The organism is Microcella daejeonensis (genome assembly GCF_026625045.1).
Classification (GTDB): domain Bacteria; phylum Actinomycetota; class Actinomycetes; order Actinomycetales; family Microbacteriaceae; genus Microcella; species Microcella daejeonensis.
Genome location: NZ_CP113089.1, coordinates 1,251,471 through 1,263,166 on the forward strand (window position 1 = coordinate 1,251,471; position 11,696 = coordinate 1,263,166).

The 11,696-nt window shown below is 74.1% G+C and carries 12 protein-coding genes; 10 read left to right on the plus strand and 2 right to left on the minus strand.

Annotated elements, in window-relative coordinates:
* Positions 1 to 88: 88 nt before the first annotated feature.
* The 7 genes from OVN18_RS06055 to OVN18_RS06085 are packed head-to-tail and all read left to right on the plus strand — an operon-like array spanning position 89 to position 6,970.
* Positions 89 to 856 carry an electron transfer flavoprotein subunit beta/FixA family protein gene (locus tag OVN18_RS06055; protein ID WP_267782695.1) on the plus strand — a complete coding sequence of 256 codons (768 nt, stop codon included), beginning with the start codon at positions 89 to 91 and terminating at the stop codon, positions 854 to 856.
* Positions 857 to 868: 12 nt separating this feature from the next.
* On the plus strand, positions 869 to 1,924 hold the full coding sequence (locus tag OVN18_RS06060) for an electron transfer flavoprotein subunit alpha/FixB family protein (protein WP_267782697.1): 1,056 nt from the start codon (positions 869 to 871) through the stop codon (positions 1,922 to 1,924).
* 5 nt (positions 1,925 to 1,929) lie between these two features.
* On the plus strand, positions 1,930 to 2,913 hold the full coding sequence (locus OVN18_RS06065; protein ID WP_267782698.1) for a cytochrome b/b6 domain-containing protein: 984 nt from the start codon (positions 1,930 to 1,932) through the stop codon (positions 2,911 to 2,913).
* Positions 2,914 to 2,924: 11 nt separating this feature from the next.
* Positions 2,925 to 4,097, plus strand: a complete 1,173-nt coding sequence (locus OVN18_RS06070) for an acyl-CoA dehydrogenase family protein (protein ID WP_267782699.1) — start codon at positions 2,925 to 2,927, stop codon at positions 4,095 to 4,097.
* Positions 4,094 to 5,158 (plus strand): enoyl-CoA hydratase/isomerase family protein, encoded by a 1,065-nt coding sequence (locus tag OVN18_RS06075; RefSeq protein ID WP_267782700.1) that lies wholly within the window; start codon positions 4,094 to 4,096, stop codon positions 5,156 to 5,158. The genes OVN18_RS06070 and OVN18_RS06075 overlap by 4 nt, the downstream gene beginning before the upstream one ends.
* On the plus strand, positions 5,155 to 6,141 hold the full coding sequence (gene mmsB, locus OVN18_RS06080) for a 3-hydroxyisobutyrate dehydrogenase (protein ID WP_267782702.1): 987 nt from the start codon (positions 5,155 to 5,157) through the stop codon (positions 6,139 to 6,141). Before OVN18_RS06075 ends, mmsB begins: the two co-directional genes overlap by 4 nt.
* Before the next feature lie 52 nt (positions 6,142 to 6,193).
* Positions 6,194 to 6,970 (plus strand): enoyl-CoA hydratase-related protein, encoded by a 777-nt coding sequence (locus OVN18_RS06085; protein WP_267782704.1) that lies wholly within the window; start codon positions 6,194 to 6,196, stop codon positions 6,968 to 6,970.
* Positions 6,971 to 7,451: 481 nt separating this feature from the next.
* On the opposite strand, the gene OVN18_RS06090 is transcribed toward OVN18_RS06085, so the two are convergent.
* On the minus strand, positions 7,452 to 7,985 hold the full coding sequence (locus tag OVN18_RS06090) for a MarR family winged helix-turn-helix transcriptional regulator (RefSeq protein WP_267782706.1): 534 nt from the start codon (positions 7,983 to 7,985) through the stop codon (positions 7,452 to 7,454).
* 134 nt (positions 7,986 to 8,119) lie between these two features.
* Here OVN18_RS06090 and OVN18_RS06095 point away from each other — a divergent pair, with 134 nt between their 5' ends.
* Positions 8,120 to 9,181, plus strand: coding sequence for an SDR family NAD(P)-dependent oxidoreductase (locus tag OVN18_RS06095; RefSeq protein ID WP_267782708.1), 1,062 nt, complete (start codon positions 8,120 to 8,122; stop codon positions 9,179 to 9,181).
* Positions 9,182 to 9,191: 10 nt separating this feature from the next.
* Here OVN18_RS06095 and OVN18_RS06100 read toward each other — a convergent pair whose 3' ends face one another.
* A complete protein-coding gene (locus OVN18_RS06100; RefSeq protein WP_267782709.1) occupies positions 9,192 to 9,755 on the minus strand; it encodes a TetR/AcrR family transcriptional regulator in 564 nt (187 codons plus the stop codon).
* Positions 9,756 to 9,874: 119 nt separating this feature from the next.
* Here OVN18_RS06100 and OVN18_RS06105 point away from each other — a divergent pair, with 119 nt between their 5' ends.
* Together OVN18_RS06105 and OVN18_RS06110 are read left to right on the plus strand one after the other, a co-directional pair.
* A complete protein-coding gene (locus OVN18_RS06105; protein WP_267782711.1) occupies positions 9,875 to 11,005 on the plus strand; it encodes a glycosyltransferase family 4 protein in 1,131 nt (376 codons plus the stop codon).
* Positions 11,006 to 11,052: 47 nt separating this feature from the next.
* Positions 11,053 to 11,637 (plus strand): DedA family protein, encoded by a 585-nt coding sequence (locus OVN18_RS06110; RefSeq protein ID WP_267782713.1) that lies wholly within the window; start codon positions 11,053 to 11,055, stop codon positions 11,635 to 11,637.
* Positions 11,638 to 11,696 lie beyond the last annotated feature (59 nt).

Genomic DNA, 11,696 nt, shown 5'->3' on the forward strand with positions numbered 1-11,696 from the left:
GAATGCGAGCACGTCCTAGTAAATAGTCGCAACTCCTAGTAATGTCTCCCGCGGCGACACAATCGCCAGGGGAACGAAGGAGTTCACCGTGAAGATCATCGTGCTCATCAAGCAGGTGCCGGACACATGGAGCGACCGCAGGATCGATACGGCCACCGGGCTGATCGATCGCGCTGCGAGCGACCGCGTCATCGACGAGATCAGCGAGCGCGCCCTCGAGGTGGCGCTGGCCCGCAAGGACGGCGATAAGGCCACCGAGGTCGTCGTGATGACGATGGGCCCGCCCGAGGCGAAGGACGCCCTGCGCAAGGCGCTCGCGATGGGGGCCGACTCCGCGGTGCACATCAGCGACGAGGGTCTGACCGGGGCGGATGCCCTGCTCACCTCGTCCGTCATCGCCGCCGCCGCGCGAGACACCGGCTTCGACCTCCTCCTCACGGGCAACGAGTCCACCGACGGTCGCGGCGGCATCCTGCCCGCCATGCTCGCCGAGCACCTCGGGCTGCCCGTGCTGTCGTTCCTCGATCACCTCGACATCGATGCCGGCACCGTGCGCGGCCGCCGCAGCGGCGACGCCGGCACCCTCGAGCTCAGCGCGGCGCTGCCCGCCGTGATCAGCATCACCGAGCAGCTGCCCGACGCCCGCTTCGCGAGCTTCAAGGGCATCATGACCGCGAAGAAGAAGCCCGTCGTCGCCTACGGGCTCGTCGACCTCGAGACCTCCGCGATGGATGCCCGCTCGACGGTGCTCGCCGCCGAGCAGGGCCCGCCGCGCACCGCCGGCACCGTCGTCGTCGACGACGGCCGCGCCGTCGCCGAGCTCGTCGACTACCTCGCCGCCGCGCGGCTCGTCTGAGAGGGCCGGATCATGACCGACGCACTCGTTCTCATCACCCTCGACGCCGCGGGCCGCCCGCTCGACCCGGCGGCCGAGCTGCTGGGTGCCGCGGCGCAGCTCGGCACCCCCGTCGCCGTCGTGCCGGTGGCCGCCGGCGCGCCCGACGGGCCGGACCCGGCCGCACTGGCCGCCGACCTCGGCGCCCTCGGCGCCGCCCGCGTCGTGCTCGTCGCCGTCGACGGCCTCGGCGCCGTCGCGACCACGCCCGCGGTCGCGGCGCTCGCCGCCGTCGCGCACGCGATGAGCGACTCCGACGCCACCGGCACGGCCGGCAGCACCGCCCCCGCCGCCATCCTGCTCAGCCACACCGCCGACGGCCGAGAGGTCGCCGGGCGGCTGGCCGTGCGGCTCGGAGCGCCGATCGCGTACGACGCGGTCGGCGTGACGCGCGAGAGCTCGGGCGCGGGGGAGCGGGTGGTCGTGCGGCACTCCGTGCTCGGCGGGGACTACGAGGTGACCTCGACCGGCGCGCGCTCGGGCGACCCGTCCGCGCCGGCGGGGCTGCTCGTCATCACGATCCGACCCGGCTCGGTGGAGGACCGCGCGGCCGCCCTCGACGCGCAGCTCGAGCACCTCGAGGCGAGCGGGGGAGCCGCTCTGGGAGCGCGCATCGAGGCCGTGCATCCCGCCGCCGACACCGGTCGCCCCGCCCTGCGCGGCGCGAAGGTCGTCATCGCGGGCGGGCGCGGGCTCGGCTCGAAAGAGAACTTCGGCGTGGCCGAGCGGCTCGCCGACAGGCTCGGCGGCGCGGTGGGTGCCTCCCGCGCCGCCGTCGACGCCGGCTACGTCGAGGGGGCGGCGCAGGTCGGCCAGACCGGCACGACCGTCGCCCCCGACCTCTACATCGCCCTCGGCATCTCCGGCGCCATCCAGCACCGGGCGGGCATGCAGACGGCGAAGACGATCGTCGCGATCAACACCGATCGGGATGCCCCCATCTTCGACGTCGCCGACTTCGGCATCGTCGGCGACGCCCTCGAGATCGTGCCGCAGCTCATCGCCGAGCTCGACGCCCGCGGGCGGTAGCCCCGATGTCCGGATCCTCGACCCGCCCCGCGCGCCCCGCGGCCCGCCCGACGGCCGCCCGCCCCTCCGGCGGCGCCGCCGCCGGCCGGCGCCTCCCGCGCCGCCTGCTCATCACGATCGGCCTCGCGCTCGTCGGTCTCGTGCTCGTCGTGCTGCTCGCCCGCTGGTTCCGCGAGACGCCGGCAGGGCTCGGGTTCCTCGCCGCGTACCCGGGCGAGTACGCGCTGCCGCAGGACGCGCCCGTGGGCATCCCGGCCTGGTTGGCCTGGCAGCACGGGCTCAATGCGTTCTTCCTGCTGCTCATCATCCGCACGGGTCTGCTCGTGCGCACGACGAAGCGGCCCGCCGCGTACTGGACGCGCGCCAACTCGGGTCTGCTGACGACGAAGAACCCGCCCAAGAAGATCAGCCTCGAGCTGTGGCTGCACCTCGCCGTCGACGTGCTGTTCGTGCTCAACGGCGTCGTCTACCTGGTCCTGCTGTTCACGACCGGCCAGTGGGTGCGCATCGTGCCGACCTCGTGGGAGGTCGTGCCGAACGCCGCGAGCGCCGCCCTGCAGTACGCCTCGCTGTCGTGGCCGAGCGAGGACGGCTGGGTGAACTACAACAGCCTGCAGCAGCTCGCGTACTTCAGCGTCGTGTTCCTCGCCGCGCCGCTCGCGATCGTCACCGGCCTGCGCATGTCGGGCGCCTGGCCGCGCGACGCCGAGCGGCTGAACCGCGCGTACCCCATCGAGTGGGCCCGGGCGCTGCACTACCCGGTGATGCTCTACTTCGCCGCGTTCATCGTCGTGCACGTCGCGCTCGTGCTCGCCACGGGCGCCCAGCGCAACCTCAACCACGTCTACGCCGCCCGCGACGACGGCTCGTGGCTCGGCCTCATCATCTTCGCCGTCACCCTCGTGCTGATGATCGGCGCGTGGTTCGCCGTGCGCCCGATCGTCATCCGCCCGCTCGCCGCTCTCACCGGAAAGGTCACGCGCTCCTGAGGCGCCCCGCCATGCTCTCTCCCACTCCCGTCACCCCATCCATCCACAGCCTCACCGAGGAGCAGAACGACCTCGTCGAGATGGTGCGCGACTACGCCGGCACCGCCCTCGCCCCGCACTCGCTCGAGTGGGATCGCGACCACTTCTTCCCCGTCGAGACCATCAAGCAGGCCGGGGAGCTCGGCTTCGGCGGCATCTACGTCGCCGAGGAGCGCGGCGGTGCGGGCCTCACCCGCAGCGACGCCGCGCTCATCTTCGAGGAGCTCGCGCAGGGCGACGTCGCCGTCGCCGCCTACATCTCCATCCACAACATGGTCGCGTGGATGATCGACGCCTACGGCGATGCCTCCCAGCAGGAGCGCTGGGTGCCGGCGCTCGCGAGCATGCAGCACCTGGGCAGCTACTGCCTCACCGAGCCCGATGCCGGATCCGACGCCGCCGCCCTCTCGACGCGCGCCGTGCGCGACGGGGACGAGTACGTGCTCACGGGCACCAAGCAGTTCATCTCCGGCGCCGGGGCCACCGACGTGCTCGTCGTCATGGCCCGCACGGGAGCGGCCGGCGCGAGCGGCATCACCGCCTTCATCGTGGATGCTCATGCCGAGGGCATCCACTACGGCGAGGCCGAGCGCAAGATGGGCTGGAACGCCCAGCCCACCCGCGCCGTCACCTTCGACGGGGTGCGCGTGCCGGCCGTCGACCGGCTCGGCGCCGAGGGCGAGGGCTTCGGCATCGCCATGAGCGCCCTGAACGGCGGGCGCCTCAACATCGCCGCCTGCTCCATCGGCGGCGCGCAGTGGGCTCTCGACCGCGCGGCGAAGCACATCACCGAGCGGCACGCCTTCGGGGCGCCGCTCTCGCAGCAGCAGTCGCTCGTGTTCACGATCGCCGACATGGAGACCGAGCTGCAGGCCGCGCGCCTGCTGCTGCGGTCGGCGGCGCACTCGCTCGACACCGGGCATCCCGACCTCATCGCCCACTGCGCGATGGCCAAGCGATTCGCCACCGACATCGCCTTCACGGCGGCGAACGCGGCCCTGCAGCTGCACGGCGGCTACGGCTACCTCGCCGAGTACGGTATCGAGAAGGTCGTGCGCGACCTCCGCGTGCACCAGATCCTCGAGGGGTCGAACGAGATCATGAAGCTCATCATCGGCCGCAGCGTGCTCGGGCGGGTCTCGTGAGCGAGCCCGAGCTCATCGTCGAGCGCCGGGGCGCGCTGGGTCTGCTCACGCTGAACCGGCCACGGGCGCTCAACGCGCTCACGCACGGCATGGTGCTCGAGATCCGCGCCGCGCTCGACGCCTGGGCCGGCGACGACGCCGTGCGCACGGTCGCCATCCGCGGCGCCGGCGACCGCGCCTTCTGCGCCGGCGGCGACATCGTCGGCCTGCACCGCGACGCGACGAGCGGCGACGGGCGCGCGGCCGCCGTGTTCTGGCGCGACGAGTACCGCCTCAACGCCGCGATCGCCCGCTACCCGAAGCCGATCGTCGCGCTCATGCACGGCATCGTGCTCGGCGGCGGGGTCGGCCTCTCGGCGCACGCCTCGCACCGCGTCGTCACTGATTCCACCCGCATCGGGATGCCCGAGACGGGCATCGGCTTCATCCCCGACGTCGGCGGCACCTGGCTGCTGAGCCGCGCGCCCGGCGAGCTGGGCACGCACCTCGCGCTCACCGCCGGCAGCGTCGGAGCGGGCGACGCCCTCGCCCTCGGCCTCGCCGACGCGTTCCTCGAGGCCGAGCGGCTCGAGGCGCTGGTGTCGGCGCTCGAGTCGGAGCGCGCGGATTCCGCGATCGCGCGGCTCTCCGGCCCCGCGCCGTCGGCCCCGCTCCTCGCCGAGCAGCCCTGGATCGACGCGGCCTACGTCGGCGACGACCCCCTCGCCGTGCTGGCCCGGCTCGACGCCGCCCCCGAGCCCGCGGCGCACGAGGCCGCCGCCTCGATCCGCGCGAAATCGCCCACCTCGGTGGGGGTCACCCTCGCCGCTCTCCGCGCCGCCCGCGGGATGCCCGACCTCGAGCACGCGCTCGCCGCCGAGTTCCGTCTCGCCCTGCGGGCCCTCCTCTCGCCCGACTTCGCCGAGGGCGTGCGGGCGCAGGTCATCGACAAGGATCGCGCGCCGCACTGGAGCCCGCCGACCCTGCAGTCGCTCGATCCCGCGGCCGCGCACGCCGCCGCCGCTCCTCTCACCCCCGCCGAGCGCGAGCGCTTCGCGGTCGACGAGTGGACTGCGGCATGACCGGGCCCGCCGCCTCCGCCGGCTCCGCCGCCGCGCCTCTCGCCTTCACCGGCACCGTCGCCGTCATCGGCCTCGGCCACATGGGCGGCCCGATGGCGGCGAATCTCGCGGCCGCGGGCGTCGATGTCGTCGGCTTCGACCTGGTCGACTCGGCCGTCTCCGTCGCGCGCGCGGCGGGCATCCGCATCGCCGCCTCGGGCGAGGCCGCAGTGACGCAGGCCGACGTCGTGATCACGATGCTGCCCGCGGGCCGGCACGTGCTCGCCGCCTACGAGGGCGGACTGCTCGCCGCCGCCCGCCCCGGAACCCTCTTCATCGACTGCTCGACGATCGCGGTCGACGACGCCCGCGCGGCCGCGGCGCTCGCCGTCGCGGCCGGCCATCGCGCGCTCGACGCCCCCGTCTCGGGCGGCGTGGTCGGAGCGGAGAAGGGCACGCTCGCCTTCATGGTCGGCGGCGAGGCGGCCGACGTGGCCCAGGCGATGCCGCTGCTCGAGATCATGGGCGGCCGCATCGTGCACTGCGGAGCCTCCGGCCTCGGCCAGGCCGCGAAGGTGTGCAACAACATGATCCTCGGCGTGAGCATGCTCGCGGTCAGCGAGGCCTTCGTGCTCGGCGAGAGCCTCGGGCTCGATCATCAGGCGCTGTTCGACGTGGCGGCGAACGCCTCCGGCCAGTGCTGGGCGCTCACGACGAACTGCCCCGTGCCCGGTCCGGTGCCGGCGAGCCCGGCGAACCGCGACTACGTTCCCGGCTTCGCCGGCGCCCTCATGGCGAAGGATCTCGGGCTCGCCGTCGACGCCATCGAGTCGGCGGGCGTCCACGCCGAGGCGGGTCGTCTCGCCGCCGCGGTCTTCGCCCGATTCGCCGAGGGGGAGGGCGCGCACCGCGACTTCTCGGCCATCATCGATGACATCCGGATGCGCGGCGCGGGTACGTCGTCCGCTGCGGCCGCGCAGCCCTCGCCCGCCCCGCCCGCCTGACCCCGCCGCCCGCCTGACCCGCGCGCCCCGCGCGCACCGAAGGAGCTCCCGCATGACCGAGTACGCCACCATCCTCACCGAGCGGCGCGAGCGGGTCGGCATCATCACCCTGAACCGGGCCGACCGCCTCAACGCGCTGAACGAGCAGACGATGCGCGACGTGGTGGCGGCTGCTCAAGGCCTCGACGCCGACGAGGGTGTCGGCGCGATCATCCTCACCGGGGCCGGTCGCGCTTTCGCCGCCGGAGCCGACATCACCGAGATGGCCGGGCTCGACGGCGCCGAGGCCGCGGCGCGCGGGCTCTTCGCCGACTGGGATCGTTTCGCCGCCGTGCGCACCCCGACGATCGCCGCGGTGAACGGCTTCGCGCTCGGCGGCGGCTGCGAGGTGGCGATGATGTGCGACCTCATCATCGCCTCGGAGGCGGCCTCGTTCGGGCAGCCCGAGATCACGCTCGGCGTCATCCCCGGCATCGGCGGCACGCAGCGCCTGGTGCGCGCGATCGGCAAGGCGAAGGCCATGGACCTCGTGCTCACGGGCCGCCGCATCACGGCGGACGAAGCCGAGCGGTGGGGCCTCGTGTCGCGCGTCGTGCCGGCCGAGTCGCTCATGGACGAGGCGCTCGCGATCGCGGCGCAGATCGCAGGCCGTTCGCTGCCCGCCCTGCACGACGCGACCGCGGCGATCGACGCCGCCTTCGAGGGCCCGCTCGCTGAGGGCGTCGCGCTCGAGCGCCGGTTGTTCCACGCGGGCTTCGACCGCGCCGACCAGACCGAGGGCATGGCGGCCTTCGTCGAGAAGCGCGAGCCGCGGTTCACGCACCGCTAGTCGCGGGGGCGGGATGCCCGGCGAACGCCCGCGCGCGCCCGGGTCTCTCGGGCCCGCGCGCGCAGTTCATCGCCCACCCGCGCACTGCTCGTGCTCGTCCGGTCGTCGGCTCGCGCCCCTCGCGCCCGAGCTCATTCCGACCCGACCGTTCGACCGTTCGGCCAGCATCCCATCCAGCCTCCGTAAGCCGACGCTTCCGGAAGCGTCCCCTTCCCCAGCACGGGAGGGATCACCCGCCGGGACGGGAGGGCCTTCCCGTCAGCGGTATGTGCGCTCACGGCTCCGGAGCCTTGAGGGCACATACCGCCAGAAAATTTCGTCGCCTCGCCTCGCCTCACTGCGTCATGCCGCGCCCGGCGCAGCGGCGCTCGTCACAGCAGTGCCGGCACCGCCGCGCCGCGCCCCGCCGCGCCCCGCACGGCCTCGCCAACTCGAGCCGCGCCCTGCCGCGCCGCGCCGCGCCCCGCCGCGGCGATCGCGCCTAGAGCGGCTCGGGCGCCGGCGGCGGCGTCACGAAGTCGCCCGCGCTCTCGCGGAACCGAGCGAGGGTGCGCACGAGCTCGGCGAGCTGCGGCTGCGGGATGCCCGGCTCGGTGAACACCTCGGCGTTGAGCGCCTCGACCGCCGTCGCGCAGAGCGCGCGCCCGGCATCCGTCAGCACCAGAAGGGATGCCCGCCCGTCGTTCGGGTGCGGCCGGCGCTCCACGAGGCCGTCCCGCTCCAGGCGCTGCACCGTGTGACTCACGCTCGTCGGGTGCACCTGCAGGCGCGCGGTCGCGCTCGCCATCGGGATCTCGCCGCCCTTCGTGAAGCTCAGCAGCTGCAGCATCTCGTAGCGCGCGAAGGAGAGGTCGAAGCGCTTGAGGGCGCCCTCGACGCGGGCGAGCAGCAGCTGGTGCGCCCGCATGACCGAGGTGACGAGGGTCATGCCGTCGGCCGCGTCGTCCCAGCCGTGGGCGAGCCACTGGCGCCGCGCCTCCGCGATCGGGTCGAGGGGGAGCGGATCGGAGGCCACGGCTCGACTGTAACCCGCTGCCGCGGCGCCCCTCGTCAGGCACGGTGTCAACTTAGTTGACACCCGCCTCGCGCAGGCGGAGACTCGAGGCGAAGCGGCCCGCGATGATGCGCGCCCCCGTCGAGAGGAACCCCATGGCGAAGGCAGACAAGCCCCTCACCGCGAAGTCGTCGGTCGGCGACTGGCTCGCCCACCCGCAGGGCGGCGCCCTGCTGCGCAGCATGCTCGCCGAGGCGGGCCAGAGCGAGAGCGTGCTGAAGCCCGTGCGCCTGTTCTCGCTGCAGCGGCTCGTGCAGCTGAGCCAGGGGAAGTTCCCGCAGGAGGTCGTCGACAGCATGGTCGCCGAGGTCAACGGCGGCATCGCCCCCGACGAGCACGACGAGAGCGCCGAGGCCGACGAGGGGGATGCCCCCGGCACCGCCGCCGGCTCCGAGCCCGCCGCCTGGGTCGAGCTCATCACCCCCGGCCGCTTCGAGGGCCGCACGATCATCGTCACGGGCGCCGGATCGGGCATCGGCCGCGCGACCGCCGCCCGCATCGCGGCCGAGGGCGGCACGGTCGTCGCCGTCGACATCTCGGGCGAGCGTCTCGCCGAGCTGAAGGCCGAGCATCCCGCCGCCGTCACCGTCACCGGCGACATCACGAAGCCCGACGACGTGGCCGCGATCGTCGCCGCCGCGAACGGGCGCATCGACGGCCTCGCCAACGTCGCCGGCGTCATGGACGACATGACCCCGCTGCACGAGGTGAGCGACGCGGTCTGGGAGCGCGTGTTCGCGGTCAACGTCGACGGGATGTTCCGCCTCACGCGCGCGGTGCTGCCGACCATGCTCGCCGCGGGGCGCGGCGCGGTGGTCAACGTGGCCTCCGAGGCCGCCCTGCGCGGCTCGGCAGCCGGACTCGCCTACACCGCCTCCAAGCACGCCGTCGTCGGGCTCACCAGGAGCTCGGCCTTCATGTACGCGGGGCACGGGATCCGCGTCAACGCGGTCGCGCCCGGACCGGTCGCGACGAACATCCAGGCGAGCTTCGCCTCGGAGCTCGGGCAGGAGCGCATCGGCATGGCCATGCAGCTGCTGCCCCCGGTGGCCGAATCGGCGCAGCTGGCCGCGTCGATCACCTGGCTGCTGAGCGACGACGCCACCAACGTCACGGGCGTGACGCTCGCGAGCGACGGCGGCTGGTCGGCGATCTAGAGCGGCCCGGTCACGGCGCGGCCGGCGTCAGCAGCTGCTGCAGCAGCGCGCCGTACTGCCGCACGATCGTCTCGGGGTCGGTGGCGAGCAGCTGCTCGTCGCCGACCACCCAGAGCGCGTAGAGCAGGCCGCCGACGAGAGCGCCGGCGAGGCGGGCGCGCAGCTCGGCGTCGGCGCCCTCCAGCAGCGGCAGCAGGGGCTGCACGAAACCCGCGTCGTGGGCCTCGCGCAGGGCCGAGCCGATGCCCTCGGCATCGCTGGCGCGCAGCAGGGCGAGGAACACGCGGCGGACATCCTCACCGGGGTCGAGCACGTAGCGGATCCAGGCCTCGCCCATCGTCTCGACGGGGCCGTCGACCACGGGGGCGTGGTCGAGCTCGAGCCGCACGGTCTCGAGGAACAGCGCCTGCTTGCCGCCGAAGTGGCGGATGACGAGCGCCGGATCCACGCCAGCCTCGCCGGCGATGTCGCGCACGGTGGTCCCGGCGTACCCGGTGGCGGGGAAGAGCTGCGCGGCGGCCGCCCGGATCGCGCGACGGGTCGGCGACTCCTCCTCGGGGATCGGCTGGCTCATGCTCCGGATGCTAGCCGCCCGCCCCTCGCGTTCCCCGCCGCCGATCCGTCGGCGGATGTTCACCCCGGCGTCGCGGCCCCGACGCCGGGGGCGCGCGACGCGGTCGATAGCGTGCGCTCGTGAAGATCGCCGTCGTCACCGAATCCTTCCTCCCGCAGCTCAACGGCGTCACCAACTCGGTCGTGCGCGTGCTCGAGACCCTGCACTCCGACGGCCACGAGGCCATCGTCATCTCGCCGACGACGCCCGGCGACGAGCACCTCGGCTACGCCGTGCACCGCAGCGGCTCGCTGCCGCTCATGCGGTTCCCGATGGGGGTGCCGCACCGCGCACTGCAGTCGACGCTCGAGGCCTTCGCGCCCGACGTCGTGCACGCGGCCGCGCCCTTCCTGCTCGGCCGCAAGGCGCTCGCGGTGTGCGCCCGCACGGGGATCCCGAGCGTCGCCGTCTACCAGACCGACGTCGCCGGCTACCTGCAGCGCTACGGCGTCGGCTTCGCCCGGCCCATGCTCGACCGCTTCGTCGCGGGCGTGCACGCGCTCGCCGACCGCACGCTCGCCCCGACGCCGCAGACGGCCGAGCAGCTGGGCCGCCTCGGCATCGAGAACGTGCACGTCTGGGGCCGCGGCGTCGACAGCCGGCTGTTCCACCCCGTTCGGCGTGAGTCGCCCGGCGCTCTCGCCCTGCGCGAGCGCGCGGCGCCGAACGGCGAGCTGCTGGTCGGCTACGTCGGGCGTCTCGCGGCCGAGAAGCAGGTGGGCCGGCTGCGCGAGCTGATCGGGATGCCCGGCGCACGCTTCCTCATCGTCGGCGACGGCCCCGAGCGCCCGCGTCTCGCGCAGGCCTTCGCGCACGATCCGGTGACCTTCACCGGCCAGCTGCAGGGCCCGGAGCTCGCCGACGCCTTCGCCGCCCTCGACGTCTTCGTGCACTTCGGCACGGAGGAGACCTTCGGCCAGACCATCCAGGAGGCGCAGGCGACGGGCCTGCCCGTCGTGGCCCCCGCCGTCGGCGGTCCGCTGCACCTGGTCGACGAGGGCCGCACGGGTCTGCTCGTCGATCCGGCGGAGCGACGGGGGTTCCGGCGCGCGGTCGAGCGGCTCGCCGCCGACGCGACCCTGCGGGCGCGGCTCGGCGAGGCGGGCCGGCGTGCGGTGCTCGGCCGCTCGTGGGAGGCCAACAACCGGCAGCTGCTCGACCACTACCGCGCGGTGATCGCGGCGACGCGGGCGCGGGCGGGGGCATCCTGAACCTGCTCGATGCGCACGCGATCATCGACGCCGCGGGCGTCGGGGTCGTGCTCGTCGTGGCGGTGATCGTCTACCTCGAGACGGCGTTCTTGCCGGCCTCGTTCCTTCCCGGGGACTCGCTGCTGTTCATCACGGGACTCACCGTCGCGACCGTCGCGACGCCGGTGCCGCCGCCCGCCGCCTTCGCCCTGGTCGCTCTCGCCGCCGTGCTCGGAGCGCAGACGAGCTACGAGATCGGCCGCGCGGCCGGCCCCGCGATCCTGCGCCGCCCGCGCCGCCGCCTCACCGACGAGGTCTACGCCCGCACCCGGGCGCTGTTCGAGCGCCTCGGCGTGCGTGCGGTCATCGTCGGACGCTTCGTGCCGATCGTGCGGGCGCTCGTGCCGCTCATGGCGGGCTTCACCGCGATGCCGCGGCGGCGCTTCGTCGTCGTCAACATCGTCGGCGCGATCGTCTGGATCGCCCTGTTCATGGGCGCCGGCTACTTCCTCGGCGGGGTACCGCTCGTCGAGCAGAACCTCGAGCTGGCGATCATCATCGCGATCGTGGTCTCCTCGCTGCCGTTCCCGATCGAGCTGGGGCGCGAATGGTGGATGCGGCGGCGCGATCGCCGCCGGGCCGCGGCGCACTGAGTTGCCCGCCCGCCCGCCCGTCGGCCCTGCCCGCCCGCCCGCCCGTCGGCCCTGCTCGC